Annotated in this window: 23 protein-coding genes and 1 pseudogene; 13 read left to right on the top strand and 11 right to left on the bottom strand. The window is 58.5% G+C overall.

Annotated elements, in window-relative coordinates; all coding sequences use genetic code 11:
- Positions 1-522: 522 nt before the first annotated feature.
- The 3 genes from fruA to fruB are packed head-to-tail and all read right to left on the bottom strand — an operon-like array spanning position 523 to position 4333.
- Positions 523-2247 (bottom strand): PTS fructose transporter subunit IIBC, encoded by a 1725-nt coding sequence (fruA, locus tag WBR25_RS09945; protein WP_479749777.1) that lies wholly within the window; start codon positions 2245-2247, stop codon positions 523-525.
- A complete protein-coding gene (gene pfkB, locus WBR25_RS09940) occupies positions 2244-3233 on the bottom strand; it encodes a 1-phosphofructokinase (RefSeq protein ID WP_479749776.1) in 990 nt (329 codons plus the stop codon). Before pfkB ends, fruA begins: the two co-directional genes overlap by 4 nt.
- Positions 3233-4333, bottom strand: coding sequence for a fused PTS fructose transporter subunit IIA/HPr protein (gene fruB / locus WBR25_RS09935; protein WP_479749775.1), 1101 nt, complete (start codon positions 4331-4333; stop codon positions 3233-3235). Before fruB ends, pfkB begins: the two co-directional genes overlap by 1 nt.
- Before the next feature lie 296 nt (positions 4334-4629).
- On the opposite strand from fruB, the gene cra reads away from it, so the two are divergent.
- The 7 genes and pseudogenes from cra to WBR25_RS09900 all read left to right on the top strand — a co-directional run bounded on the left by cra (position 4630) and on the right by WBR25_RS09900 (position 10795).
- A complete protein-coding gene (cra, locus tag WBR25_RS09930; protein WP_168176924.1) occupies positions 4630-5616 on the top strand; it encodes a catabolite repressor/activator in 987 nt (328 codons plus the stop codon).
- A 559-nt stretch (positions 5617-6175) separates the two neighbouring features.
- Positions 6176-7369, top strand: coding sequence for an aromatic amino acid transport family protein (locus WBR25_RS09925; RefSeq protein WP_257686984.1), 1194 nt, complete (start codon positions 6176-6178; stop codon positions 7367-7369).
- A gap of 253 nt (positions 7370-7622) precedes the next feature.
- Complete coding sequence (locus tag WBR25_RS09920; protein WP_043819989.1) at positions 7623-8180, top strand: hypothetical protein; 558 nt, start codon at positions 7623-7625, stop codon at positions 8178-8180.
- Between the two features lie 219 nt (positions 8181-8399).
- Positions 8400-8552 carry a hypothetical protein gene (locus tag WBR25_RS09915; RefSeq protein ID WP_479749774.1) on the top strand — a complete coding sequence of 51 codons (153 nt, stop codon included), beginning with the start codon at positions 8400-8402 and terminating at the stop codon, positions 8550-8552.
- A 55-nt stretch (positions 8553-8607) separates the two neighbouring features.
- A protein-coding gene (locus WBR25_RS09910) for an IS3 family transposase (protein ID WP_479749276.1) occupies positions 8608-9770 on the top strand; the annotation gives its coding sequence in 2 pieces (ribosomal slippage) (positions 8608-8863 and positions 8863-9770; 1164 coding nt in all).
- A 21-nt stretch (positions 9771-9791) separates the two neighbouring features.
- Positions 9792-10028 (top strand): annotated as a pseudogene (locus tag WBR25_RS09905) (MAPEG family protein); the annotation flags it as partial.
- Positions 10029-10144: 116 nt separating this feature from the next.
- A complete protein-coding gene (locus WBR25_RS09900) occupies positions 10145-10795 on the top strand; it encodes a hypothetical protein (protein ID WP_439845085.1) in 651 nt (216 codons plus the stop codon).
- Between the two features lie 120 nt (positions 10796-10915).
- On the opposite strand, the gene WBR25_RS09895 is transcribed toward WBR25_RS09900, so the two are convergent.
- Positions 10916-12316: a DEAD/DEAH box helicase gene (locus WBR25_RS09895; protein ID WP_479749773.1), complete on the bottom strand. Its 1401-nt coding sequence runs from the start codon at positions 12314-12316 to the stop codon at positions 10916-10918.
- Positions 12317-12664: 348 nt separating this feature from the next.
- Here WBR25_RS09895 and WBR25_RS09890 point away from each other — a divergent pair, with 348 nt between their 5' ends.
- Positions 12665-13495 carry a substrate-binding periplasmic protein gene (locus tag WBR25_RS09890; RefSeq protein WP_245096553.1) on the top strand — a complete coding sequence of 277 codons (831 nt, stop codon included), beginning with the start codon at positions 12665-12667 and terminating at the stop codon, positions 13493-13495.
- Positions 13496-13606: 111 nt separating this feature from the next.
- Here the strand turns inward: WBR25_RS09890 and aroC are convergent, their stop codons facing one another.
- Both aroC and prmB read right to left on the bottom strand, forming a co-directional pair.
- Complete coding sequence (gene aroC, locus WBR25_RS09885) at positions 13607-14695, bottom strand: chorismate synthase (protein ID WP_479749772.1); 1089 nt, start codon at positions 14693-14695, stop codon at positions 13607-13609.
- A gap of 12 nt (positions 14696-14707) precedes the next feature.
- Positions 14708-15643 (bottom strand): 50S ribosomal protein L3 N(5)-glutamine methyltransferase, encoded by a 936-nt coding sequence (prmB, locus tag WBR25_RS09880; protein ID WP_005360393.1) that lies wholly within the window; start codon positions 15641-15643, stop codon positions 14708-14710.
- 82 nt (positions 15644-15725) lie between these two features.
- On the opposite strand from prmB, the gene smrB reads away from it, so the two are divergent.
- Both smrB and WBR25_RS09870 read left to right on the top strand, forming a co-directional pair.
- Positions 15726-16250: an endonuclease SmrB gene (smrB, locus tag WBR25_RS09875; protein ID WP_005333198.1), complete on the top strand. Its 525-nt coding sequence runs from the start codon at positions 15726-15728 to the stop codon at positions 16248-16250.
- Between the two features lie 57 nt (positions 16251-16307).
- Positions 16308-17603, top strand: a complete 1296-nt coding sequence (locus WBR25_RS09870; protein WP_479749771.1) for a sensor domain-containing diguanylate cyclase — start codon at positions 16308-16310, stop codon at positions 17601-17603.
- Positions 17604-17736: 133 nt separating this feature from the next.
- Here WBR25_RS09870 and WBR25_RS09865 read toward each other — a convergent pair whose 3' ends face one another.
- The 4 genes from WBR25_RS09865 to WBR25_RS09850 form a co-directional block, all read right to left on the bottom strand.
- The gene (locus WBR25_RS09865; RefSeq protein WP_042083010.1) at positions 17737-18345 is read right to left on the bottom strand and encodes a histidine phosphatase family protein; all 609 of its coding nucleotides are present in this window, start codon (positions 18343-18345) and stop codon (positions 17737-17739) included.
- Between the two features lie 31 nt (positions 18346-18376).
- Entirely contained in the window at positions 18377-18763 is a 387-nt protein-coding gene (locus WBR25_RS09860) for a GFA family protein (protein ID WP_042083008.1), read from the bottom strand.
- A gap of 467 nt (positions 18764-19230) precedes the next feature.
- Positions 19231-20694 (bottom strand): chitinase, encoded by a 1464-nt coding sequence (locus WBR25_RS09855; protein WP_081042913.1) that lies wholly within the window; start codon positions 20692-20694, stop codon positions 19231-19233.
- A 307-nt stretch (positions 20695-21001) separates the two neighbouring features.
- The gene (locus WBR25_RS09850) at positions 21002-22222 is read right to left on the bottom strand and encodes a methyltransferase (RefSeq protein WP_479749770.1); all 1221 of its coding nucleotides are present in this window, start codon (positions 22220-22222) and stop codon (positions 21002-21004) included.
- A gap of 184 nt (positions 22223-22406) precedes the next feature.
- Here WBR25_RS09850 and WBR25_RS09845 point away from each other — a divergent pair, with 184 nt between their 5' ends.
- Positions 22407-22985 (top strand): PhnA domain-containing protein, encoded by a 579-nt coding sequence (locus tag WBR25_RS09845; RefSeq protein ID WP_058058191.1) that lies wholly within the window; start codon positions 22407-22409, stop codon positions 22983-22985.
- A 203-nt stretch (positions 22986-23188) separates the two neighbouring features.
- Here the strand turns inward: WBR25_RS09845 and WBR25_RS09840 are convergent, their stop codons facing one another.
- The gene (locus tag WBR25_RS09840) at positions 23189-24715 is read right to left on the bottom strand and encodes a fumarate hydratase (RefSeq protein WP_479749769.1); all 1527 of its coding nucleotides are present in this window, start codon (positions 24713-24715) and stop codon (positions 23189-23191) included.
- A gap of 294 nt (positions 24716-25009) precedes the next feature.
- On the opposite strand from WBR25_RS09840, the gene pabB reads away from it, so the two are divergent.
- The gene (gene pabB / locus WBR25_RS09835) at positions 25010-26293 is read left to right on the top strand and encodes an aminodeoxychorismate synthase component I (RefSeq protein ID WP_234888359.1); all 1284 of its coding nucleotides are present in this window, start codon (positions 25010-25012) and stop codon (positions 26291-26293) included.
- Positions 26294-26335: 42 nt separating this feature from the next.
- Positions 26336-26902, top strand: coding sequence for a CoA pyrophosphatase (locus tag WBR25_RS09830; RefSeq protein ID WP_159143700.1), 567 nt, complete (start codon positions 26336-26338; stop codon positions 26900-26902).
- Positions 26903-27000 lie beyond the last annotated feature (98 nt).

The following is a 27000-nucleotide window of genomic DNA, read 5'->3' as shown; positions in this document are numbered from 1 at the left end:
GATTTTGTTTGCTTAAAACTTTGTTTGTTGGCATACAAATAGTTGTATATATGACGGTCTGCAATGGGCTGGTGTGGGGTTCAAGATTCATTTGATATGGAACCCTCTGGTTCAATGCATGCTTGCCAACCAAGGCATTCGGTTGTACCGAAACCTGAATCCTCCTTTCGCAGAAATGGGGGGGTCGACATAAAGCAAACCAGCCTCAAGTCTTGTTCAACTGATGATCAACTCAGGTTGCATCTACACAGATGTACATATAGGTAACTGTCGCTGATACAGATTTGCTTCCCGAAAGTTCGCCAGTTCCCCCTATCCTAGCGGCAGCACAATCTATACACGGGATATTGGTTACGGCCCTTCCCCACACAATTAAGTGTTGAAACTGAGCCTGACGCTGGCCCTGATACGCGAGACTTCAGTAACCGCTGCTCAACGATTCTGTTTAAAAGGCATATAAAAATGCCGCCCGGCTTTGCAACCGGGCGGCATTGATCATCTTCTGTTATCGAGGATGAGCTATCAGGCCGTGGCCAGCTTGGCCTGCTCTTCGCCGCGTTTGAGCATGGCGTAGGAAACACCGGTCAGCAGCGAGCCTGCGGCAATTGCAACGATATACATCATGACGTTGCTGATGGCGTGCGGGATGAACAGCACGAACAGACCGCCGTGGGGAGCCATCAGCTCACAGCCGAACAGCATGGAGAGCGCACCGGTCAGGGCGCCGCCAACCATACAGGCCGGGATAACGCGCATCGGATCCTTGGCGGCAAACGGAATGGCCCCCTCGGAGATAAAGCACAGTCCCAGTACGAAGGAGGCTTTACCCGCTTCCTGCTCCGCCTTGATGAACTTGGTGCGGGCCAGGAAGGTGGCAATACCCATGCCCAGTGCCGGCACCATACCAGCGGCCATCACCGCTGCCATCGGGGCATAGGTTTTGGAGGCCAGCAGGCCGACACCGAAGGCGTAAGCAGCTTTGTTGACCGGGCCGCCCATGTCAAAGCACATCATGGCGCCGATGATGACACCCAGCAGCACGGCGTTGGCAGAGCCCATGTTGTTGAGGAACTCTGTCATGGCATTCATGATGCCAGCCACCGGACCACCCACTACGTAGATCATCACCAGACCGGTAAAGAGGCTGGCCACCAACGGAATGATCAGGATGGGCTTGAGCGCTTCCAGGGTGGTCGGCAGGCGCACCTTGTCGCTCAGGTATTTGGCGCTGTAACCGGCCAGGAAACCGGCCACGATGCCGCCAAGGAAACCGGCGCCCAGCGAGCTTGCCAGCATACCGCCGATCATGCCGGGAGCGAGGCCCGGACGGTCAGCGATGGAGTAGGCAATGTAGCCGGCCAGCACCGGGATCATCAGGGCGAAGGCGGAGCCGCCACCGATCTTCATCAGAGCCGCGGCCAGCGTGCCTTCCACCTTGAACGCCTCGATCCCGAACACGAACGAGAGCGCGATAATAAGACCGCCCGCCACCACCATGGGCAGCATAAAGGAGACACCGGTCAGCAGGTGCTTGTAGGGGCCGGCTTTTTCCTCTTTCTTGGGCTGGCTGGCACCGCTGTGGCGATAGAGTGTCGCCTCGTTCCACGCCTTGTCGAGTTCGGCGTGGGTTTTCTTCAATGCCGCGCCCGTGCTGGTACGATAGACCGGCTTACCGTCAAAGCGCGCCATGTCCACTTCGATATCGGTGGCGAGGAATACCAGATCGGCAGATGCAATCTCCTCGGCAGTCAGGGCATTCTGGGCACCGACCGAGCCTTGAGTCTCGACGCGGATCTGATAACCCAGCTGTTTGGCCATGGTCTCCAGCGCTTCTGCCGACATAAAGGTGTGGGCAACGCCAGTCGGGCACGCTGTCACTGCCACGATGCGCTTGCCAGCGGCGGCGGGTTTAGCTGCTGCGGGAGCGGCTTGATGACGATAGATGCTGGCACCGCTGGTGGCAGCTTCCAGCAAGGCAGCCGGATCCTGCAGGGCGAGACCCATGCTCCCTTGATAGACTCGCTTGCCATCATAGGCGGCGAGATCCACCGGGGCACTGGCGACAACCAGCACCAGATCGGCGGCGGCAATCTGCTCCTTGCTCGGTACTTGGCGGGGCTGCATGCTGGAGCCGACGTCGAGGGTGAGTTCCCAGCCAGCCAGTTTGGCCTGCTGTTCTATCCGTTTGGCAGCGAGAAAGCTGGTGGCAATGCCCGCCGGGCAAGCCGTAACCAAGATTGCTTTCATTGGGCATCTCCTGAGTTTTCCATTGAGGGGGTATGGCATTGAACTTGTGCCAGCGCTTCCAGACGCTCTACGCGCACCTGTTCAAGTAAAGGGTTGAGCACATTGATATCGTTAAAACCGACCGCAACCTGACTGACCGCCAAGGCCGAGACGGCGGTGGCCAGCCGCAGGGTCTGCTCCGGCGCCCAGCCAAGGCTGAGACCATGGGCAAGACCGGCGACCAGGGAGTCGCCAGCACCCACGGTGCTGACCACCTGCATCCGCGGCGGAATGGCCTGCCAGACCGCATCCGGGGCAAACCAGATGAGGCCATCGGCGCCGTTGGAGATCACCACGTTGGGGATCCCGCTTGCTTGAAGCGAGCGGGCACACTCTGCCTGCTCGCTCAGCGTCTTGACGGGGCGGCCTGCCCACTGGCTCAGCTCCTCCAGATTGGGTTTGACCAGGGTCGGCGCCGCCTTGATCCCTTCGCTTAAGGCCGCGCCGCTGCAATCGAAGATCACCTGCTTGCCCTTGGCCTTGAGCAGACGGATCAGATGGGCGCAGTAATCGGGGGCCACCCCTTTGGGCAGGCTGCCCGCCAGCACGAACCACTCGGCATGCGGTGCCAATTCGTCAATCGCCTGCTCCAGCGCGTTCACCTCCTCTTGCTGGATGGTGAGCCCCGGCAGGTTGAGATCGGTGACCCGACCGGATTGCTCGGAGATCTTGACGTTGATGCGGGTGCTGCCCGCGACACGGACAAAGTGATCATCCAGCGCCCGCTCTGCAAACAGGGAGACAAAACTCTGTTCATTGTCAGCGCCCAGCCAGCCGGTGACGCCTACGTCGCGGCCCAGATCCTTGAGCACCATGGCGACGTTGATCCCTTTGCCCGCCGCACGCAGGTTGGCCTCACTCACCAGATTGACCTCGCCCAGGCTCATTGCCTCAAGGCGAGTAGTGAGATCAAGGGCAGGGTTAAGGGTAATGGTGACAATCTTCATCAATGCGCCCCCTCGCCGAGACCAGCGGCAATGGCCTCACCGATCCCCTTGAGAGCCGCTTCGGCATCTGCCCCTTCGGCGCGAAATGCCAGACGGTGACCGCACTTGACCCCAAGGCCGATCACCTTCATCAGGCTCTTGGCGGAAACCGCTTCGCCGCTGCCATCCAGATTGGCCACCCGGATGTCGGATGCAAACTCTTTGGCCACCTTGACCAGCATGGCGCCGGGACGAGCGTGCAAGCCGTGGGGATTGATGATGGTGAAGGTTTCGGAAAGACCGCTCGCGGGCCCTGCCTGCAACATGGCCAGTCCCTCACCGCCTGCCAGCGTAGCCAGCTGACCGGCAGCCGCCAGTTTGGCCAGATTCTCCAGTTGCGGCAGATGGCCACTATCTGCGGCGCACAGCAGCAGCATGGCGCTGACCGGCAGCTCCCCTGCCGTGAGGGCGCTACTCGGGGTGGCCAGCACCCAACCGGTCTGGGCCGCTTGCGCGCGGGCCAGCCAGATGCCCTCACCCAGATAGGCAGGTTCGCTTGCCAGCAGGGCGCTCACCATGGCGGCATCGCCCCAGCCCGCCGATTTGGCGCGGGCGGCTGCTCCCAGCAGCAGTTGGTCGCGATCATCGGCCGGGAAGTCAGCCAGGGTCAGGTATTGCACCTCTTTGGCGGCAGTGGCGCCAGTCAGGATGTTGATGATGGTGTCGGCATCGGTGACCTCTTTGAGCTGAGCTGCCGCCTGCTCGTCACCCAGCACATGGGTGAGCTGGCGCAAAATGCCCAGATGCTCGTCGGACTTGGCGGCGATGCCGATGGCGACATAGGCGATCTGCCCCTCATCCCACTCGATACCATTGGGGAACTGGGCCACCATGACGCCTGTGCTCTTCACCAGATGACGGGTATCGGTGGTGCCGTGGGGAATGGCGATGCCGCTGCCAAGATAGGTGGCATGCTGCGCTTCACGGGCCAGCATCCCATCCACATAGCCCGCTTCGACCAGACCGGCTTCGGTCAGTTTGCCTGCCAGCAGGGCAATAGCGTCCGACTTGGTCGCCACCGACTGCCCCAGCAAGATCTGCTCTCGCGCCAACTTCAACATAGAGACTCTCCATCAGGTTCCGGCCGCGCCGGTACGTCACAATTGAACATTCGGATAACTCGCCAGCTGACAATAGACCCGAACACGGTTCACTGTGATCGGGGCCCGATTTTCAGGCCACTGGGTCTCTTCGTTGCTGACAGGCTGAATCGTTTCACTTACACTCAGACTGAATCGTTTCAGCGAATTGATCAAGTACCCACAAAGAGTGCTTTTCAATGATATGATCCCGCGCACACTTTTCGGTGCCCTCACCTGGCAGTGACCGTGGGCCTTGCAACTCAAACAGAGCCAATATGATGAAACTGGATGAAATCGCCGCCCTCGCCGGTGTCTCGCGCACCACGGCAAGCTATGTGATCAATGGCAAGGCCGACCAATACCGCATCAGTCAGGCCACCCGCGACAAGGTGATGGCCGTGGTCACCGCCCATAACTACCAGCCGGACAGCCGCGCCGCCTCCCTGCGCGGCGGCCAGACCAAGACCCTCGGCTTTATCCTGCCCGACCTTGAGAACGCCAGTTACGCCAAGCTGGCCAAACGGCTGGAACAGGGGGCCCGGGCGCAGGGCTATCAGCTGCTGATCGTCTGCTCGGAAGATGAGCCCGCCACCGAACAAGAGCTGGCCCAGATGCTGGTAAGCCGCCATGTGGATGCCCTGCTGGTGGCCAGTTGCCTGCCGCCAGACGACCCCTTCTACGGCAAATTGCAGGCGCAAGGCAGCCAGATCCTCGCCATCGACCGGGCGATGGCAGCCGACAAGTTCGTCACCGTCGCCAGTGAAAACGAGAAAGCGAGCTTTGATCTCACCAGCTCCCTGCTCACCCCGACTCTGCGCCATATCGCCTTGATCACCGCGCTGCCGGCACTCACGATCAGTCAGGAGCGCAAAGCCGGTTTCGAGCAGGCGGTCGCCAGTCACAGCGCGGCTCGCCACCTGTGCGAGGGGGATCACTTCTCTCGTCTTGAGGGGTATCGCCTGATCAAAGATCTGCACCAGCAGCTGGGCCAGTTGCCCGAAGCGCTGATCACCACCTCCTATATCCTGATGGAGGGAGTACTCGACTACCTGTTGGAGCAAGAGATCGATATGAGCCAGCTCGCCATGGCCACCTTCGGGGACGATCGCCTGCTCGACTTCCTCCCCTTTGGCATCAACTCCCTGCCCCAGCAGCACGACGCGCTGGCGAGCCAGGCGCTGGATCTGGCGCTCAAGGCGGTTAACGGCGAATACCAGAGCGGGCTGCACTATGTGAGCCGCACCCTCAAGCGCCGCCGCTAACCTGTTCGAAGCAGACCCGATTTGCTGTCAATGGGTGGGTAAAACGAACAGATGACAATAAGGCTGCCAGCATTGGCAGCCTTATTGTTTCTCCCAATAACCCTACCCGCCCGAGTTGCTTTCTCTACCGTCTGGCCGACTAAACAACCGGCCTCCACACTCCTTTCACCCCGCAACTAAACGCCAACGCCACGACAAGGCACTCCCCCATCCGTGCTGCAACCACTTGGCTGACCTGTATCAATGAGCCCCTGCCAATCATTTTTTCGGTGCTTTTTTCTGCAATTAGCTACCGCTGTCATCATTTATTTCCACTTGTTGCCACAAGCCAGCACAAGATCCGTATAAAAGGGGTTGTTTCCGCTATTTTGATCCGCTAACGTGGCAATCATCTTTTACAACTGACAGGTTTTAGGTACAGATGTTCCCGTTCCGATATTGCTAGCCTCCGGCCCTATCACCGGAGGCACCTTCTGATAACGCCAATCGGCCCCCTCTTGTTGACGTCAATGCTGACATCGCCAGTTTGCACTGACACCGCTACGTTCGGATGGATAACATGAATACCAAAACTCTGGGTTGTACCCTGTTGATTGCCGGCACCACCATTGGTGCCGGCATGCTGGCCCTGCCGCTGGCCTCCTCCTCCCTCGGCGGCCCCGCAACCCTGATGTTGATGGTCGGCCTCTGGGCTCTGATGGCCTTCACCGCCATGCTGCAAGTAGAGGCAAGCCTCAACACCGGCAAGTGGTACCTGCACCAACTGGCGGACCATCTGCTCGGCCCCTGGGGCAAGCGCATCGCCTCCTTCTGTATCCTGATGCTGTTTTACTCGCTGGCCTCCGCCTACATCAGCGGCGGCAGCAGCCTGCTGGCACAGGCGCTGGCCGATGCGGGCATGACCCTCAGCCAGGAACAGGCCGCCTGGGCCTTTACCCTGCTGTTTGGCGGCATGGTCTGTGTCGGTACCCGCTCGGTGGATTACCTCAACCGGCTGATGTTCACCGTCAAACTGGTGATCATGGTGGTGGTGCTTGCGTTGCTGCTGCCCCGCACCGAAGGGCAGCATCTGCTCTCGATGCCGCTGGGTCAGGGCCTGTTGCTGGCGGGCCTGCCGGTCATCTTCACCTCGTTCGGCTTTCACGGCTCCATTCCAAGCGTGATGCTCTACCTCGGTGACTGCCCCAAGCAGCTGCGTCGGGTCTTTGTCTGGGGCTCTGCCCTGCCGCTGATCCTCTATGTGCTGTGGCAGGTGGCAATCCTCGGTCTGCTCGGCCAGCAAGCCCTGCTGCAAACCGGCGGCGCGCTGGACAGCCTGCTGGCCAACGTCGGCAAGCTGGTGAGCTGGCCTGCGTTTAATCAGGCGATGCACCTGTTTGCCGATCTGGCACTCGCCACCTCCTTCCTCGGGGTAACGCTGGGGCTGTTCGACTTTATGGCCAAGGCAACCCGCCGCAAGGACAACTGGCAGGGCCGCACCCAGACTGGCCTCATCACCTTCGTGCCGCCATTGCTGTTTGCCCTCTACTTCCCGCAGGGCTTTATCATGGCGCTGGGCTACGCAGCCATTGCGCTGGCGATCCTCGCGGTACTGCTGCCGGTGGCGCTGGTATGGCAGAGCCGCAAACAGGCGCCTGCCCACCACTACCGCGTCCCGGGTGGCGTAGTGGCGCTTGGAGTGGCCGCCGCCATGGGCGTGCTGATTGTCGGCGTCCAGATCAGCGTCAGCCTTGGAATGCTGCCAGCGCTGTAATCCCCGATACTGAATGCCCCAAATAGCAAAGCCCCGCCAATTAACTTGGCGGGGCTTTTTGTTGGAAAAGAAATCAAGTTGGATACAGGCATGCGCCATTAATTAAGAGTGCGCCCCTTACCAAACAAACACCCTAACCTTCAGCTATATACCGACCTTTTTACTACCCAACCCTGAATAATCAGTTCAAAAACCGTTCATGCCCCTTCGTTACACTGCCCGCTCGTTTATCGCGTTTAGGAGTTTGAAAACAATGATGTTGCACCTCAAGAGGAGCACCCTTGCCCTCGTCCTGCTTTCCGCCAGCGGCGCACTTAGCGCCGCCGAAATCGCCAACAACAATATTACCGAGGCGGAGATCAAGGCCGCACAGGATGGTTGGGGCGCGGCGCTTATCAAGATCAGCGATGATTATCGCGCCGGTGGGATTGAGCGCGCCAAGGCGACCGCCGAGTCGGTGCTCGACAGCGCTTATGGCTACCAGCAGGGGCCGGTGCTGTTCAAACCCACCCTGGCCGGTGGCGAGCAGACCTTTCGCACCAACCGCGAGGGGGCGCTGGCCTACTTTGTCGGCAACAACAGCGCCTACCCCACCGACAAAGGGTTCGCCCTGAAAAACTGGCAGAGCTATCGCTATGACAATGCCGCCGTCTATATCAACGGCGACATGGCGCTGACCATGGGCAAGGTGCATCTGGTAGATCGCGACAACAAGGAAACTACAGTCGACAAGACCTGGGGTTTCAAGAAGGGGGATGATGGCAAGGTGCGTATCGTGCTGCACCACTCCTCCCTCCCTTACGAGGGGTAATGACGGGGCGCAGCCCACCATCAACACGGTCAAAATACAGCCCTGCCACCTCGGCAGGGCTGTTTTTTTTCGCCTGCGCTTGGCAGATGGCAAGTGAATAGATGACGGTCGTGCTAAAGCAGTTTGCTGCTACCCTCAAGGCAAACCATTGAGATGCCGAGCAATATAGCGTCTCTGAACACCAGCTACTCGATATCATCACACAAGGAGCCAGATACCATGACCATACTGCCTGTTTACGCGGCCCTGCTCGCTCTGCTGTTTGTGTTGCTGAGCATTCGTACCATTCGCACCCGCCATAGCCGCAAGGTGGCGCTGGGGCATGGGGATGACCCAGCCATGTTGCGCGCCATGCGGGTTGTAGTGGTCTAATCATCCCGGACACCATTTTAGGTGGTACAGTCGCCACCGTGACCTGAGGTTTTCAATGACAAGATTACGTCGCTCATTTACTGCCGAATTCAAACTCGAAGCCGCATCCCTGGTGCTCGACCAGGGATATTCTGTCCCTGAAGCCAGCCGTTCACTGGATGTCGGTGAAACCGTGCTTCGTCGCTGGGTTCAGCAGCTTCAATCCGAACGCTGTGGTACAACCCCCACCGGAAAAGCACTGACTCCTGAGCAGCAGAAAATCCAGGAGCTGGAAGCCCGTATCAATCGACTCGAACGTGAAAAGGACATACTAAAAAAGGCTACTGCTCTCTTGATGGCGGACGAGTTCACACGTACGCGCTGATAGACCGATTAAGGGAGCAAGCCCCTATCACCCTGGTCTGTTGCGCTTTCGATGTGCCCACTTCCTGTTTTTACGATTATCTGGCCCGCAGGCGGACGATTAACCGTGAGCGCATGCAGCAGCGCTGTGAGTTGCGCCGGTTGTTCAAAGAAAGCAGGAGCTCGGCAGGCAGCCGCGCCTTGATGTCGATGATGCGGGAGCTGGGGTATCAGATTGGCCGATTCAAAGTACGTAACCTGATGAAGGAAGCCGAGTTGGCATCCAAACAGCCAGGCGCACACCGCTACAAGGTGGCACGGTCTGAACGACCGGACATTCCCAATCTGCTGGCCCGCGAATTTGATGTCCAGCAACCCAATCAGGTGTGGTGTGGCGATATCACCTACGTCTGGGCAGGTGACCGTTGGCATTACCTGGCAGCGGTGCTTGACCTGCATACCCGACGGGTTGTGGGGTGGGCGATGTCAGATAAACCAGATGCCGAGCTGGCCATCAAAGCACTTGAGATGGCGTATCAGCAACGAGGTTGTCCGTCAGGCGTGCTGTTTCACTCTGACCAGGGCAGCCAATATGGTAGCCGGGCATTTCGGCAACGACTGTGGCGCTATCGCATGACCCAGAGCATGAGTCGGCGTGGCAACTGCTGGGATAACGCCCCGATGGAGCGGTTGTTCAGAAGCCTGAAGTCAGAGTGGCTGCCGGCAACGGGATACATGAGCGTACGGGAGGCAAAGCGGGATATCAGTTATTACCTGATGGATTACTACAACTGGCGGCGTCCACATCAACACAATGACGGGATACCGCCAGCAAAAGCCGAAGAACGGCCTAACCAAGTGTCCGGATTTAGTTGACCACTACAGGTACACGCCAACTTTGCCGAGTATGTCCCCCTCGCCCTGCTGCTGATCTATTTCGTCGAAACCAGCAACCAGACTCCCTGGCTTATCCATCTGCTGGGGAGCGCCTTGCTGCTTGGCCGCCTCTGCCATGCATTTGGCATGAGCCGCACGCCGGAGAACTTCCGTTATCGTGTGGCGGGAATGGGGCTGACCTTCACTGTGATCCTGGTGAGCACCGTCCATATCCTGATCACTGCGCTGCTCCCCTGACCCGGCCGTCACGAATAGCTGGCGAAGCGGTCTGGCAGCCATCCACATCGGCTATTCTTTACTGCACAGATAGTCGCAACAGTTCTGCTTGAACAAGCCCGATTCAGGAGTGCGATATGAAGTGGATTGGCTGGTTACTGCTTGTCGGGCTGACTCCCGTTTCCCACGCAACCCCGCTAAAGCTGGCGGCAGCGGTCGAACACACTGCGATATTGCGCCCTTTTATTCATGACTGGTTTGGTCGGGCCGGCATCGACTTTCAGTTGATCCCCTGCACCTATGCCCGCTGCGAAAAGTTGATTGAGGCAGACCATGCCGTCGATGGCGATATGGCCCGGATCAAGGGCTTTGATCAGACCTATCCCCACTTGCTGCAGATCGGTGCCCCCATCTCGGAGGCGGCGATTTATGGTCAGCCAAGGGATAACCCGAGCTGGCCCCCTGCCGAGGGTACCGTGATTGGCTGCCTGCGTGGCATCCAGTGGTGCGAGCGCTTCCTCGGCAACTATCAGGTCATCTGGTTGAACGATGAGAAGCAGGGGCTTGCCCAACTGCATCGAGGCAAAGTGGACTGGCTCATCAAGATGCGCCCCGCCTCTCAACCTGCACTGGCATCCCCCTGGCAGAAGATCACCAAAGAGCAGGTCTTTCTCTATCTCGATAAAAAGCACCGCGCGGAAATTGCAGCCCTGCTCAAGGTACAGCTGGCGTTTATCAATAACGGCCGCTGGCTGGCGATGCAAAAGCAGTACCTCTCCGCCATCTAGCGTTGCTCTCGCTGCACCACACAGAGCCGATTGTATGGCTGAAAAAAACAAAAAGCCCTGCCAGATTGGCAGGGCTTTTTCAGTCAACCGCATAGCTGGGGAGTCAAGCTCCCGAGCCGCTTACTGGTTGTGGGTAGAGCGACGTGGACGACGGGCCTGAGCCGGTTTGCCAGCGCCATCAGCCGGACGCTGACCACCTTGCGGCTTGGGCTTGCCACCGTTACCGGTACGTGCACCACCCGCATTGCCATTGGAGGCGGAACGACCGGCCCCTTGACGCTGGCCCTGACCTTGCGGACGCGGCGCACGGCGCTGCTCGCTCGGATCGCGGGGCTCTTTGCGCAGCGGCGCGCCGATACCACGGGCGATATTGTCCAGGGTCTCGCGGGAAGCTTCGAAACCGGCCACCTGCTCGCACGGAATGTTCTGCTTGGTCAGACGCTCGATCGCCTTGATAAGCTTGCCTTCATCGGCAGCCACCAGCGAGATGGCGTGACCGGCAGCACCGGCACGGCCGGTACGGCCTATACGGTGCACGTAATCTTCCGCCACGTTGGGCAACTCGAAGTTGACCACTTGCGGCAGCTTGTCGATGTCCAGACCACGGGCGGCGATGTCGGTCGCCACCAGCACCTTGACGCTACCATCCTTGAAACCGGCCAGTGCGCGAGTACGGGCACCCTGGCTCTTGTTACCGTGGATGGCGGCTGCGCTGACGCCGTTCTTGTCGAGGGTCTCGGCAACACGGTTGGCCATGTGCTTGGTACGGGTGAACACCAGTACCTGCTGCCAGTTGTTGCTGGTGACCAGATGACTCAGCAACGCGATCTTGTTGGCCTTGTCGCACGGATGCACCAGCTGCTCGATACGCTCAGCAGTGCTGTTGCGCGGGGCCACTTCGATCACTGCCGGGTTATCCAGCAGACCGGTGGCCAGTTCGCGGATCTCGTCGGCGAAGGTGGCGGAGAAGAGCAGGTTCTGACGCTTCTTCGGCATCAGGGCCAGGATACGGCGGATGTCGCGGATAAAGCCCATGTCGAGCATGCGATCCGCTTCGTCCAGTACCAGGATCTCCACCTCGTCAAACTTGACGGCGTTCTGGTTGTAAAGATCCATCAGGCGGCCAGGACAGGCCACCAGCACGTCCAGACCACGGCGAGTTGCCATCATCTGCGGATTGATGCTGACGCCGCCGAACACCACGTGGCTGCGCATCGGCAGGTGTTTGCCGTAGTTACGCACGCTCTCGCCCACCTGGGCAGCCAGCTCGCGAGTCGGGGTCAGCACCAGCGCACGAATGCGGTTCGGAGAAACCTTGCGCTTGCTCTCCATCAGACGTTGCAGCATCGGCAGGGTAAAGCCTGCGGTCTTGCCGGTCCCTGTTTGGGCCGCCGCCATCAGATCGCGGCCAGCCAGAACGGCGGGGATCGCTTGCTGCTGAATGGGAGACGGGATGTCGTAGCCTTGTTCGGCAACGGCACGCAACAAGGGTTCGGCCAGACCGAGGGAAGTAAAACTCATAATTACCTGCTAGAGATAGGGGCGCCGGGAATTTGTGGTGGGGCTCCTCTGCTGAGCCGATGCCATCTCACAAGATCTGGGCCTATTGAGAAAACAACGATTTCCCCGGGGAGCAGAGCAAAGGGGAAAGAATAGAGGCGCAGTCTAACGGAGTTGCCCGGGATAAACGAGAAAAATGTGATGCTCCTCCCAGCACGAACAGAAAATCCCCCTCCTGCCCCCCGAATAATCCCGTTGATTGATGCAGCACGCACCACACTATTAACTGGCAACACAATATCAGCCCTCGCAGGCATGGCTCGCAGGGCAAAAGCACGGAATAAAAGAACACAATAACGAGGTTTAGCTATGACCACGCCATATCGTCCCCGCGGCAGCTGGCAGGCAAGGATTGGCCTGCTGCTTCTGCTGCTAAGCCCTGCACTGCAGGCCAGTCAGACCCTGACCGTGGCCTGGAGTCACTGGCCCCCCTTCAGCCAAATCAACAACCGGGGTGAGCTGGATGGGCTGGATGTCAGCCTGACCCGCCAGATCCTTACCCAGGCGGGCTTTGCCCCCAAGTTTCGCGAGCTTCCCTGGGCGCGGGCACTGCATCTGGTAGAACACGATCAGCTGGATGTGGCGATGGCCGCCCTCCCTCTGCCGGAGCGCCAGAGCTATGCCCGCTTCTCGACCCCCTACCGCCAGAGTGCCTATGTGCTGCTGAGCAATGACCCGATTCCCGGCCATCAGGATCGCTGGGCGCAGCTCGATAATCTGCCCGCGTTGTGCAACGAGAAAGGGCTCAAGATAGGCAAATTGCGCGGCACTCGCCCCATGCATCAGATGGATAGCTGCCCGGCGCTAAAAATGGCGACCGAATACAACGCCGATGAGCGGATGATCGATCTGCTGCTGGCTCGCCGCCTCGATGGCATCATCATGGAGTGGCAATATGCTCGCTACCGGCTGGCCCAGCTGGGGGCCGAAGAGTTTATCAGCTGCCAACTGCTGCTACACCACCAGCCGGTCAGTCTGATGTTTGCCAAAAACAGTGTGAGCGAAGAACAGATCATCAAAGTCAACGAGGCCATTCATGCCTTGCCCAAACCCCACAACAAGTTCTCGCCTCCCAGGTGTCGCCTCAATGCCGATCCGGGCGCCGCGGATCTGCTGACCCGCACTCTCCGCAAGCATTGACGGGATAAGCCGCCACCTGAAATAGCAAAGGCGACCCGAAGGTCGCCTTTTTGGTATTGTCGAACTTGATCTCCTGACTGATGGTGATCAGTCGATAAGCAGCAACAGCGATCAGCGCAGCTGCGGCGTCTGGGTCAACACCCCCTGATTCTGGGCACGATGGCGCAGCAGGTGATCCATCAACACAAGCGCCAGCATGGCTTCGGCGATGGGCACGGCGCGAATGCCGACACAAGGATCGTGACGACCCTTGGTGATAATCTCGATTGCCTCACCTTCGGTATTGATGGTCTTGCCTGGCACAGTGATGCTGGAAGTCGGTTTGAGCGCCATGCTCACCACGATATCCTGACCCGACGAGATCCCACCCAGAATGCCCCCCGCATGGTTGCTGGCAAAGCCCGCCGGGGTCATCTCGTCGCGATGCTCGGAGCCTTTTTGCTCCACTACCGCAAAGCCGTCACCGATCTCCACCCCTTTCACCGCATTGATACCCATCATGGCATGGGCGATATCGGCGTCGAGGCGATCAAACACCGGCTCACCCAGGCCCACCGGCACATTGCTGGCAATGACCTGCACCTTGGCACCGATACTGTTGCCCTCTTTTTTCAGGTCACGCATGTATTGATCCAGTTCTTCCAGCTTGCCCGCATCGGGGAAAAAGAAGGGATTCTGCTCAATCTGCGCCGCGTCAAACGCCTCAGCCTTGATGGGGCCGAGCTGGGAGAGAAAACCGGTGATCTCGATGCCATGCACCTGTTTGAGGTACTTCTTGGCAATGGCCCCCGCCGCTACCCGCATCGCGGTCTCGCGTGCCGAGGAGCGACCACCGCCGCGATAGTCCCGCTGACCATACTTCTGGTGATAGGTGTAGTCAGCGTGACCCGGGCGGAACAGATTCTTGATGTCGGAGTAATCCTTGGAGCGCTGATCGGTGTTCTCGATGAGCAGCCCGATGGAGGTGCCGGTGGTCTTGCCCTCGAACACCCCGGAGAGGATCTTCACCTCATCCGGCTCGCGGCGCGGCGTGGTGTAGCGGGAAGTGCCCGGCTTTCGCCGATCCAGGTCCCCCTGCAGATCCGCCTCGCTGATCTCCAGCCCCGGCGGGCAGCCATCAACCACGGCGCCCAGCGCCAGGCCGTGGCTCTCGCCAAAGGTAGTGACCCGAAAGAGTTGACCAAAACTGTTCCCTGCCATGCGCGCTCCTGCTTAGTTCTTGTAGATGGCGAAATGATCCTGATACTGCACCAGCTCGTCACGGGTCATCACAAAGACGCCGTGACCGCCGTTTTCGAATTCAACCCAAGTAAAGGGGATCTCGGGGAACTGGGCTTCCAGATGGATCATGCTGTTGCCCACTTCAACCACCAGCACACCGTTATCCTTGAGGAAATCTGCCGCATGGGCCAGCAGACGCTTGGTCAGCTTGAGACCATCGGAGCCGGACGCCAGCGCCAGCTCGGGCTCGTGACGGAACTCGTCCGGCAGATCCGACATATCTTCGGAGTCCACATAGGGCGGATTGGAGACGATGAGATCGTACTTGTCGCCCGCCGGCAGATCGCGGAACAGATCGGAGCGGATCGGAATGACCTGCTGCTCCAGCCCGTGATCGTTGATATTGCGCTCGGCCACGTTCAGCGCATCGATGCTGATGTCGATGGCATCCACTTCCGCTTCCGGGAACTCGTGGGCCATGATGATGGCGATACAGCCGGAGCCGGTGCACAAGTCCATGATCCGGGTCGGTTCATGTTTGAGGAAGGGCGCGAAACGGTTGGCCACCATCTCCGCAATGGGGGAACGGGGAATGAGCACCCGCTCGTCCACGTAGAACTCCCAACCGGCATACCAGGCCTTGTTGGTCAGATAGGCGGCCGGTACCCGCTCCTGTACCCGGCGGATAATCAGCTCGGCGATACGGTGACGCTCGCTGCTGGTGAGACGGGAGTGGCGCATGGCCGGGTCTACATCCGGTGGCAGATGTAACGCGGGCAGTACCAGCTGCACAGCTTCATCCCAGGCGTTGTCGGTTCCATGACCGTAAAAAATCCCGGCGTCGTTGAAACGACTCATGGCCCAACGCAACATGTCCTGGATGGTGTGCATCTCGGCAACCACCTCATCGATAAATATCTTGTCCAAATCCACCTCCAAGTCGAGTAATATCCGGCCCGAGCCCCGTTTACGTTGCGGGCAAGACGCATACCTAATACATGAGCATCTGATGAAAAAAACGCCCTCACCGACAGACGAGGAAACCCTGCTGTTCCGCGATGCGATAAAAGGTACCCGGAAAATCAAGCAAGATACCATAAGGGCCGAGTTACGCCCGGTCAAGCAGAAACGCGAATTGCGCGAAACCCGCGAAAAGCTTGGGGTTGACCACTATTTCAGCGATGAGTATCAGCCCCATCTCGACGATGATGGGCCGACCCGTTACGTGCGGGAAGATGTGTCAAAATTTGAGCTGAAAAAGCTCAAGCGGGGCATTTATCCACCGGAGATCTACCTGGATCTGCACGGCATGAACCAGCAGCAGGCAAAACAGGAGCTGGCCGCCCTGCTCACCCTCTGCCAAAAAGAAAACATTCACGTCGCCTCGGTGATGCACGGCATTGGCAAACATATTCTCAAGCAGCGCATTCCCAGCTGGCTGGCCCAGCACCCCAATGTGCGCGCCTTCCATCAGGCCCCCCGCGAATGGGGTGGCGACAGCGCCATTCTGGTGTTGCTGGATATCGAAGAGTAGTTAGCCAAACGACCACACTATACTGAATATCAATACGTTATTCGCCGTGGAGGTCGCATGTTTACACAGGGTTCCCATGCCGACATAAAGTCATCTCTCGACGCCATCGGCGCCGCCGTGGCGGTGTTCAGCCTCGACAAGGATGATCACTTTGTGCTGGTCTCTGCCAACGATACCTTTGCCAAGGCGTTCGAGCTGGATGTCCTTGGCAGCATTGGCAAACAGCTGAGCGAGATGTTTCCCCGCTACATCACCAATACCATCGAGCCGCCAATGCACGAATGTGTGCGCATGCAGACCGGGCTCGAGAGCGAGCTGCCCATCGACAGCCTCTCGCGCACCAGTTGGTGGCGCTTTATTCTCTCCCCCATCATCCCCGAGCAGGCACGGATCAACCGGATCATCGTGACCGCCATCGACATCACCGCCAGGATGCAGCTGGAAGAGGCGCTCACCACCAGTCGCCGTCGCTTCGAAGCGGTGGTCAACTCCGCCTATGACGGCATCATCAGTGTCAGCAGCGAGTCACGCATCGAGCTTATCAATACTGCCGCCTGCGAGATGTTCGGCATCGACGAAAGCTATCTCGGCAAGCGGCTGGAAACCCTGCTTCCACAGCGTTTTCGCGCCAATCACGAAACCTATTTCAAAGCCTTCAGCAGCTCCCCCATCAATTCGCGCCCGATGCATGCCCGCGCCTCGGTGATGGGTCTGCGCCGCGATGGCAGCGAATTTCCGCTGGAGGTGACTATCGCCAAGATCAATCTGGGCCCGACCACCGAGATGACCGCCACCTTGCGGGATATCTCGGAGCGAGCCCGACTGGTGGAGGAGTTGAAGGTCGCCGCCACCACGGATCCCCTCACCGGCATTGCCAACCGGCGCCGCTTCAACGAGCTGGTCAACGCCGAGATGCAGCGCTGCCAGCGTTTCGGCCATACCATGAGCCTGCTGCTGATCGATATCGACCACTTCAAGGAAGTAAACGATACCTTTGGCCATCAACAGGGAGATTTGGCGATCCTGAGTCTGGTGAAACGGATCAGCAAACAGCTGCGTGAGGTGGACATGCTGGGTCGCTGGGGTGGCGAAGAGTTTATCGTGCTGCTGCCGGAAACCTCCCTCGAGCTCGCCTGGGCCAGCGCCGAGCGGATCAGGCTCGCCATCGAATCCCAGCACCATGCACTGGACGGGGCTCTTGAGATCTCCCTCACCATCAGTATCGGTATCAGTGCCAGCAAGGCCAGCCATGACACTGTAGAGAAAATGGTTAGACGAGCCGACACCGCCCTCTATCTGGCCAAGAAACAGGGACGCAACTGCTGCCGCAAAGAGGAACCGGAGCCGACCTGATGGCGCGCGCCCCTGCCCTCTGGTGACACTGCTAACCTGTGCCTGCAGAGATAACCAACCGCAGCGAACACAATAAAGCAGCGCGACTCTCTTCAGTAGCACTGCTTTTTTCGTTCTGCCTTTGGTGCACTTTTCAATCACCACCATCAAGAGGACGGCTAAAGCGCAGTGGGCCGCCATCAGCCTGAGATAGCCTCACCGACAGCATGCCGCCGTTGGGCAATTGCCATTCGAAGAAGTCATCAAAACCGGCAATCGTTACGGCGCGGATCACCTTGGCGACCACACCGTGCGCCACCAGCAATATCCGCTCCCCTTGCATGGTCGAAGCAAGTTCCGTGAGTCCCTGCGAGACCCGAGCAATCACCTCATCAATGGTTTCACCACCGGGTGGAGATTCAGCCCAGCGCCGGGTGATATTGCGCGCCCACAGCTCGGGATAGCGTGTTCTTGCCTCTACCTGTGTCAGCCCTTCAAACAGGCCGACATCCCGCTCACGAAAGGCAGGCACAAGCTCCACAGGCAATCCCAACTGACGAGACAAGATGGTAGCACTCTCACTTGTTCGCTGCAGAGGGGATGCCAGCAGCCGATCGAACGGGGCCTGAGTGGCCGCTATCTCGTCAGCCAATCGGGCAATGTGCCTCTGGCCACTCTCATTAAGCCCGATATCCAGTGCACCCTGATACCGTCCTTCCGCATTGGCTTGCGTCTCGCCATGGCGGATAACTACCAGCTCCATGTCAACCTCCCTTGTTGGGGCTACCTTGGTTTTACTTCCCTTTACGATAACGGGGATGCTCGTCCTGGATCGACAACCAGGGCAGCTGGCTGTCAGTATGGATGTGATAGGTTGGCGCAATAGCCTCTGGATTATCGAGAGAGGCGATAGCCAACGTGAGATAGTCAGGGTACTGGGTGCTGCGATACGTGAGGGTGGAGCCACACTCGGCGCAAAATCCCCGTCGGATAAAATCTGAAGACGCATACTCGGTCGGTTTGCCGCATAACCACTGCACCTGTTCGGCGTGAAAGTCCATCCAGGCCCCGACCGGTGCCCCCGTGGTGCGCTGGCAATCCCGACAGTGACAAAAATCGGCCGCAAAAGGTGCAGTCAGCATCTCATAACGGATCGCCCCGCAATGACAACCCCCCTTCATCTCTCCCCCTCGTTGCAATTTTGCACAAGCCAAAGAGATTACCAATATAAACCTGCCGTTTACATCTATTTTCTCAAGGGAATAAGCGACAATGTACCGAGATAAAGCTGAGTGATATAGCAAAACCTCACCATTTCAGGTGATAAATGACAGTTTACCAATAGAGAAGATACTCCTCATATTCTCAATGAGATATTTCATTTATGGTGGAAAATGAATTCGCAAGTAACGCACTACGCTCATCATAAGACGCTAGTTTATGGGGGCTAACGAACCTGAATATAAACTTTATTCTTAACTTTGATTCAACACTATTTCATTTCAATTTTCAGATAGAAACTCACCTTATCAGTTAGAACATAAGCACCATTAAAAACACAAGATAATATTCAGTAATGCACTGTTGATAATTAACGAGGAGAAGGAGTTATCCGCCCTCTCCTCTTTGGGAGTGAAATTACGCCATCTTATTTGGCAGGAACTACAACCCAGGGGCCGCCTTTGGCGGGATCATCCCCCTGTGTCCACCATTTGGCCTGATAGACGGCTCCCTTGTAGCTCACCTTGCTGCCCGCGGTGTAGACCTTGGTCGCTTCCCATGCCGGGTTGCCACCGATGGGTGGTTCACTCGGATCGACCGGTGGTGGAGTCAGTTTGTCCACGATACGCACTTTCGGCCAGTTGGCGTGGGAGCCGTAGAAGTTGGTCACGCACTTCTCGTAATCACCCGGCACCAATGCAGAATAAGCGGTCTGGAAGCCCACCAGCTCGCACTCAAAGGAGTAACCGCCCGGGCGATCCGGATAGTACTTCCAGTTGCCATCCCAGTTGGTGTAGAGCACGTCGGTGGCGCCGTTAAGATTGAGACTGCCATAGGGAGTCTGCTGCCAGCAGGTGTTCTTCTCATCCGCCTTGATCGGGATCTGGTAGTGGTTGGCCAGCCCTTCCCAGTAGCGGATGCGATTGACAGGCTGCCCCTTGTCCTTGTTCTGTTCACCACACTCGATACCGCCGTTGATGACGTTGATGGTGGTACCGAAGCCATAGCCGATACCGGCGTCAGCTTCCCGTTTGGAGGGTACCCAGGTACGATCAATCACGTGTAGCATGGCCGGTTTCGGGGCCTGCGGGGTGAGGAAGAACCAGATGGCAGAAGCGAGGTTAAGCCAGGAGTCCGCCACCAGACCCGGGTTGTTGAGCAGCACGGAGGCATCGCCATCAAACATCGCCTCGGAGAAGGCGCCGTAGTTGAAGTGGTAAGAAAGCTGCTTGGCGCCGCGGCCGAAGTACCCCTGACCCGTGCTGCAAGGCCACTTCTTGTTCTGCCAGTCGTTCTGGCCACAGCCGGTGGTATAGCCGGTCTGTCCCTCTGACCAGCCCATCTCCCGCACATGCACCAGCGCCTGTTGCCACTCCTCCAGCCCCAGCGGGTTATCGGAGACGTTCTCCTTGGCAATATGGCCACCGGTCTCCTGAGAGAAGTGGGCAAAGGCGGTCACGATGGATTTTTTACAGATCGCATCAGAATCACGCCCGTCAGTATACTCACCACAGAACGCAGGGAATTTACCGATGGCTCGCAAGAAGCGGACATAAGTATATTCCGGCGCTGCCATCTGGGTTAAATATTCCCATTCAGATTGGGGAAATACCCGTTCAACCCGTTTTACGTTGTCAGGATTGCTTGCCAGACCCGGTTCAATGGCATCAACGATTTTATTGGACCGGGTCGCCAATGCCTTGGCCCATATTGCATACATGGGATTAGCCGTCTTGGCTTTTTCCATGGCGGCCAGATCCGGGGCCGCAATCACATATCCTCCCGCATTTTGCGGGTCGGGTTGAATATTCATGGCTGCACTCATTGCGGCATAGCTTGGCAATGCGCAGGCGGCAGCGATCAGCCAGGCACAACGCTTGGGTTTGAACATGTTTATCGTCCTTGTTTGAATTAATGCGCTCCAAGAGTAGGTGTTTCAACAACTAAATTCACGATGAGAATTAAGAAATAAGCAGAATTTGTGAGCCATTTCACCTTGTGATATTCAGTACAGCTGAAACAAAGAAAAAGAACCCAAACGAAAACGTCATAGCGTGATCTTTCGCCCATTTTTAGAACAGTTGAGACGGCCGGGTGGCATGCCATATGGTCATTGTTCGTGATGAAAAAAATGGCTGACATGCTCAACCTGTCAGCCATCATCAATGTTCAAGAAAAATGCTCAAAATAGCCGGATGTCAGGCACGCACGGCACGGATCAGGATATTGCGCGGGGTCATGGGTTTGGCACAGAATTCCCCCACTTCGACCCGATAGCCCTGCTCTTGCAAAAAGAGCGCGCGATCCAGCGCCAGCCAGATCTCGAGGGGACGGCGAAACTGGTGGCGCACCAGCTCCATGCGGGCGACATCACCAAAGCGGCGCTCCCCGTGTTCCAACCAGGCGGGGTAGTCCAGCCCGGCGGGCAGCACAATCCCTTTGCGCTCTGCAGCCCAAACGCAGAATGCCTCGAAGGTGCCGGTCAGCAGACTCTTTTGCATATTGGGCACCGGCAGATACTCATCCACCCCGCGCACCTGACGCTGCAGGCAGTCAAACCCGAGCCGCCACACCACTTCCTGCTCACGCAGGCGGGCGATCCGCGCACCGCCAGTCACCGTCTCCTGTAGCGGCAACTTGAGATCCGCCTTGCTCAACACCAGCTCGCTGGCGCTGGCCGCGGCTGACAGCGGGCGATAGTGGCTGGTACGGATCAGGTGGTAACAACAGGGAGAGATGGTCACGCCGCTGGCACTGCGCTCGGCCACCCGCTCCAGCAGATGGGTGTGGAGCTCGCCGCAGGCATGGAGTGCCATAGCGTGATGCTCGGGGGCGATCAGCGCCGCCGATTCGGGTGCAAAGGCATCTGCGCAGGTAAAGGTCATATTGGCGCCATCCCGCTCGGCCAGCAACCGACCATCGTCACAAAGCTGCCCTTGCAACTCCAGACTGAGGATAGGAGCCTGTCGATGAAGTGACACCAGCCGCCCAAGATGTCCCTTGCCAGCACACCACTCCAGATAGGGGCCCGGATGGGCAGGCAGACAGGCGGTGAACGACTCGATCTGGGCCTGCTTGCGCCCCGGCATATGCAGCGCCATCTCCTTGCTGCAAGTGATGGGCTCAGGGGTAAACGGGGCAAGCTGACTGAGTTGCTGCAGCTCGGCTCCCTCGGCAATCCAGGGGGCAAGCAGACTGCTGAGGGCATCCATATCCGCATCGAGCTCTGCCAACTGGCCGAGCGTCAGCCCATTGAGCAACGCCGCCAGTTCGGGCGCCTCATCGGCAAAGGCCATGGTCAAATGATGATATGGCTGATATTGCCACCAGCGTCGGTAGCGGGTGAGCAGTCGATCCAGGTGTTGAAAACGTTGAGCCAGCACGAATGCCCCTGCCTTGCAGTCAAAAAGGAGGCTCATTCTAGCGACCCCGCTTCAAATTGCACTCTCAATACCAAACGATCAGCGCCGCGCAACAGCACAGCCAACCTTGTGAGCCAGGGCAGACCTGACAAAGTGCGGGGTTTTATGCTATATTCCGCCCCCTCTTTCACGCGCCCCGCCCAACGCGGGTCGCTTTACCACTAGCTATGGGACCAACAACATGACCATCAACGCCATTCTGCAAGCGCGCGCGGGCGCCAAGTGTGAACTGTGCAGCGCCGAGCAGGCGCTGACCGCCTTCGTGGTGCCTCACTCCCCCGCCAGCGACGATGATCACAGCGTTGCTATCTGTGACACCTGCCGTGGTCAGCTGGAACAACCGGATACCCTGGTGGTGAACCACTGGCGTTGCCTGAGCGACAGCATGTGGAGCCAGGTGCCTGCGGTGCAGGTGATGGCATGGCGCCAGCTCAAAGCACTCTCCGGCAAGGGTGAGGTGTGGGCTCAGGATCTGCTGGACATGATGTACATGGAGGACGAAGCCAAGGCTTGGGCTGAAGCTGGTATTGCTGACGAAGATGACGACAGCATACCGACCGTTGACTCCAACGGCGCCGTGCTGCAAGAGGGCGACTCCGTCACCCTGATCAAGGATCTGGACGTGAAAGGCGCCGGTTTCACCGCCAAGCGCGGCACCCTGGTCAAGGGCATCCGTCTGACTAACAACCCGCTTCATATCGAAGGCAAAGTCAACGGCGTGCAGATCGTACTGGTTGCCGCCTACCTGAAAAAGGCCTAAGCCAAGGGCGATTGCTCGGCTGTCTACTGCCAGAGCACAAGTACGACGAAAAAGGATGGCGTCACGCCATCCTTTTTTATACCCGCTTGCCGCAAACGGCCAACCTGAGCCCATAACAAGCCAGCCAAAGCAAAAAGGCGCATCCGGATGGACGCGCCTTGTTTACATAGCCGATGCCGTTAACCGGCAGCGGAAACGGTCACTCAGGAGGAGAGTTTGCCATCCAGCTCTGCAATCTTGGCAGACCAGTAGGCCGGGCCGGTTTCGTGGATATTGTTGCCTTCGGAGTCGACCGCAACAGTCACCGGCATACCTTCCACTTCAAACTCGTAGATCGCTTCCATGCCGAGATCGGCAAAAGCTACCACGCGCGCCTTCTTGATCGCCTTGGCCACCAGATAGGCGGCGCCACCAACGGCCATCAGATAGACAGCCTTGTGCTGCTTGATACTCTCGACGGTTTTCGGGCCTCGCTCGGATTTGCCGATCATGCCGATAAGGCCAGTTTCACCCAGCATCATGTCGGTGAATTTGTCCATCCGGGTGGAGGTGGTGGGGCCTGCCGGGCCAACTACTTCGTCACGCACCGCATCGACCGGGCCAACGTAATAGATGAAGCGGTTGGTGAAATCGACCCCTTCAGGCAGCCCTTCGCCATTTTTCAGCATGTCGGCGATACGCTTGTGGGCGGCGTCGCGACCGGTGAGGATCTTGCCGGAGAGCAGCACGGTATCACCGCTCTTCCAGCTGGCCAGCTCGGCCTTGGTGATGCCATCGACGTTGACGCGGCGCACGTTGCCACCCGCTTCACGGGTGATCTCCGGCCAATCACTCAGTTTCGGCGGAGTCAGTTCGGCAGGGCCTGAACCATCCAGCTCGAAGTGAACGTGGCGGGTCGCGGCGCAGTTGGGGATCATCACCACCGGCTTGGAAGCGGCGTGAGTCGGCGCAGATTTCACCTTCACATCCAGCACGGTAGTGAGGCCGCCCAACCCCTGGGCACCGATCCCCAGCTTGTTGACCTTGTCGTAGAGCTCGACCCGCAGCTTCTCTTCGGTGGTTTGCGGGCCACGAGCGATCAGCTCCTGAATGTCGATGTGCTCCATCAGAGCCTCTTTGGCCAGCACCGCCGCTTTCTCGGCGGTACCGCCGATGCCGATGCCCAGCATGCCGGGCGGGCACCAGCCTGCGCCCATGGTCGGCACGGTTTTCAGTACCCACTCGACGATATCGTCAGAGGGGTTGAGCATCACCATCTTGGATTTGTTCTCGGAGCCGCCGCCTTTGGCCGCGATGCTCACTTCCACCTTGTTGCCGGGGATCATGTCGATATGGACCACGGCAGGGGCGTTGTCTTTGGTATTCTTGCGACTGCCAGCCGGATCGGCCAGCACGGAGGCGCGCAGCGGGTTGTCAGGATTGGTGTAGGCACGACGGGTCCCTTCGTCCACCATCTCCTGCACCGTCATGTCACTGTCCCACTGGACTTGCATGCCAATTTTGACGAAACAGGTCACGATGCCGGTGTCCTGGCAGAGCGGACGATGACCTTCGGCGGACATGCGGGAGTTGATCAGGATCTGGGCCAGCGCATCTTTGGCGGCCGGGTTGGCCTCGCGGTCATACGCCGCTTTGGCAGCCTGAACAAAATCCAACGGGTGGTAATAGGAGATGTACTGGAGGGCATCTGCGATAGAATCGATGAAATCCTGTTTTTTTATAATGCTCATATCATCCTCACTGGTCCTTGTCTCTGCCACGGAGCAGGGCAAGGGCTTCCATATGATGAGCCGTGCTGACGTGCTGGCTAAAAACTATCAACCAGCAAAAAACGAACGACACGGCAGTTTTTTCTTAAGTCACCGACACCTATGATACGCTTGCCCACCAGCACCGACTAGGGTTCGGGAACCAAACTGTTGCCTGTGTAACATAAAATGACGCCAACACTTCATATCCATCATCTAGACCATAGTGCTGAACTCCATCAGCTTTTTGCCCGCCTGCAACATCAGCCGTGGGCCATGTTGCTGGAATCGGCGGGGCCACTCGGCGCCGATAACGGCTTTGATATCATCACTGCCGATCCACTGGCGACCCTCGAAACCCGCGGCGAGGTGACCACTCTGCGTGTCGGGGTGAATATCAGCGAACACAGCGAAGATCCCCTCGCCCTGCTGGCCCATACCCAGCAACAGCTGCTGGGGGAGCTCGAACTGTGCGCCACTCACCTGCCCTTTATTGGCGGCGCCCTCGGCCTGTTTGGCTATGATCTGGGCCGTCGCTTCGAGCGACTGCCAGTGCAGGCCGCCGCCGATATCGCGGTGCCGGACATGGCGGTGGGCATCTACGACTGGGCGCTGCTGCGCAATGTGGCGACCGGCGACTGGCAGCTGGTGCACTGGGGAGATGAAGCAGGCCTTGCCAAGCGACTGACCTGGCTTGAACATCAGCAGACCAAACCGGCCCCCGCTTTTGCCTTGCAGGGGTCGTGGCAGAGCAATATGAGCCGCGCCGAGTATGGCGAAAAGTTTGCCCGCATTCAGGAATACCTTACCGCAGGGGATTGCTACCAGATCAACCTGACCCAGCGTTTCAGCGCCCCCTATCAGGGGGATGAGTGGCAGGCCTACTGCCTGCTGGCCACCGCCAACAAGGCCCCCTTCTCAGCCTTTATCCGCCTGCCGGACAGTGCGCTGCTGAGCCTCTCCCCCGAGCGCTTCCTGCTGCTTGATGGCCGTCATATCGAAACCAAACCCATCAAGGGCACTCGCCCTCGCCACCCCGATCCGGCCATCGATCGGCAAGTCGCGCAGGAGCTGGCGCAGGCGGACAAGGACAGATCAGAGAATCTGATGATCGTTGACCTGCTGCGCAACGACATCGGTCGGGTCAGCCGGCCGGGCTCGGTCAGCGTGCCTCATCTCTTTGCGGTGGAGTCGTTTCCGGCGGTACATCATCTGGTCTCCACCATCCACGGCGAGCTGGATGCACGCTGGCAAGGGGTCGATCTGCTGCGGGCCTGTTTCCCGGGTGGCTCCATCACCGGCGCCCCCAAGATCCGCGCCATGGAGATCATCGAAGAGCTGGAGCCCCAGCGCCGCAACGCCTATTGCGGCAGCATCGGCTATCTCAGCCAGCACGGCCGGATGGATACCAGCATTTGCATTCGCACTTTGATCGCCGAAGCGGGTCGTCTGCACTGCTGGGCCGGTGGCGGCATCATCGCCGACTCCGACGCCGACAGCGAATATCAGGAGACTTATGACAAGGTCGCCCGCATCCTGCCGCCGCTGTCGGCGCTGTAACCCTCCCCACTGTCTGGACAACGCACAGGAGAGCTCCCCGCCATGGACCGCCACGAACTGCTGACCCGCTTCCAGTTGCAGCGACCCGCCCCGGCCCATCGCCTCGCCATTGGCGGGCTCAGTCCGGCGGCAGTGTTGATCCCGGTGGTGATGCGCGATGAGGGGCTCAGCGTGTTATTGACCCGGCGCAGCCCACGGCTGCGTCATCATGGGGGGCAGATCAGCTTCCCCGGCGGGCGACAGGATCCCGGCGACGAAAACCTGATTGCCACGGCGCTGCGGGAGACCGAAGAGGAGCTCGGCATTCCGGCCCGACTGATTGAAGTGATCGGCACCCTCAACCCGCTCAATACGGTGTCACGATTCGAGGTGCTGCCGGTACTGGGGCTGCTCGATGGCAACTATCCCCTCATCCTGAGTCCGGATGAAGTGGATCACGTCTTCGAAGTGCCGCTGACCCATCTGCTGGATCGACGCAACCACATCCCCCTGACCCTTTCCAGAGGAGGGAAAGCACACACCATCTACTGGATCCCTTGGCAACAGCACTTTATCTGGGGGGCTACCGCCAGCATGATCAACCAGCTAGCCCGGCATCTCGCAAAATAACAATTTACCTACATTTTACTGAGCGAGATTTAATCATTAACACTAAAATAACGTGCCAATTGATAAACAATAATTGAATTTTTCTTGTTTTGATCACA

It is taken from the genome of Aeromonas sp. MTB, from assembly GCF_056632455.1.
The sequence above is the reverse complement of the archived record's forward strand: the minus strand, read 5'-3'. Positions and strand labels throughout refer to the sequence as shown.

Coding starts and splice junctions, on each gene's coding strand:
- WBR25_RS09830 (WP_159143700.1), top strand. CDS start 26,336: ATGGACCGCCACGAACTGCTGACCCGCTTCCAGTTGCAGCGACCCGCC.
- fruA (WP_479749777.1), bottom strand. CDS start 2,247: ATGAAAGCAATCTTGGTTACGGCTTGCCCGGCGGGCATTGCCACCAGC.
- WBR25_RS09890 (WP_245096553.1), top strand. CDS start 12,665: ATGACCACGCCATATCGTCCCCGCGGCAGCTGGCAGGCAAGGATTGGC.
- pabB (WP_234888359.1), top strand. CDS start 25,010: ATGTTGCTGGAATCGGCGGGGCCACTCGGCGCCGATAACGGCTTTGAT.
- WBR25_RS09870 (WP_479749771.1), top strand. CDS start 16,308: ATGTTTACACAGGGTTCCCATGCCGACATAAAGTCATCTCTCGACGCC.
- WBR25_RS09840 (WP_479749769.1), bottom strand. CDS start 24,715: ATGAGCATTATAAAAAAACAGGATTTCATCGATTCTATCGCAGATGCC.
- WBR25_RS09900 (WP_439845085.1), top strand. CDS start 10,145: ATGAAGTGGATTGGCTGGTTACTGCTTGTCGGGCTGACTCCCGTTTCC.
- WBR25_RS09850 (WP_479749770.1), bottom strand. CDS start 22,222: ATGAGCCTCCTTTTTGACTGCAAGGCAGGGGCATTCGTGCTGGCTCAA.
- fruB (WP_479749775.1), bottom strand. CDS start 4,333: ATGTTGAAGTTGGCGCGAGAGCAGATCTTGCTGGGGCAGTCGGTGGCG.
- WBR25_RS09865 (WP_042083010.1), bottom strand. CDS start 18,345: ATGGAGCTGGTAGTTATCCGCCATGGCGAGACGCAAGCCAATGCGGAA.
- pfkB (WP_479749776.1), bottom strand. CDS start 3,233: ATGAAGATTGTCACCATTACCCTTAACCCTGCCCTTGATCTCACTACT.
- WBR25_RS09855 (WP_081042913.1), bottom strand. CDS start 20,694: ATGTTCAAACCCAAGCGTTGTGCCTGGCTGATCGCTGCCGCCTGCGCA.
- cra (WP_168176924.1), top strand. CDS start 4,630: ATGATGAAACTGGATGAAATCGCCGCCCTCGCCGGTGTCTCGCGCACC.
- smrB (WP_005333198.1), top strand. CDS start 15,726: ATGAAAAAAACGCCCTCACCGACAGACGAGGAAACCCTGCTGTTCCGC.
- WBR25_RS09895 (WP_479749773.1), bottom strand. CDS start 12,316: ATGAGTTTTACTTCCCTCGGTCTGGCCGAACCCTTGTTGCGTGCCGTT.
- WBR25_RS09925 (WP_257686984.1), top strand. CDS start 6,176: ATGAATACCAAAACTCTGGGTTGTACCCTGTTGATTGCCGGCACCACC.
- WBR25_RS09915 (WP_479749774.1), top strand. CDS start 8,400: ATGACCATACTGCCTGTTTACGCGGCCCTGCTCGCTCTGCTGTTTGTG.
- WBR25_RS09845 (WP_058058191.1), top strand. CDS start 22,407: ATGACCATCAACGCCATTCTGCAAGCGCGCGCGGGCGCCAAGTGTGAA.
- aroC (WP_479749772.1), bottom strand. CDS start 14,695: ATGGCAGGGAACAGTTTTGGTCAACTCTTTCGGGTCACTACCTTTGGC.
- WBR25_RS09920 (WP_043819989.1), top strand. CDS start 7,623: ATGATGTTGCACCTCAAGAGGAGCACCCTTGCCCTCGTCCTGCTTTCC.
- WBR25_RS09860 (WP_042083008.1), bottom strand. CDS start 18,763: ATGAAGGGGGGTTGTCATTGCGGGGCGATCCGTTATGAGATGCTGACT.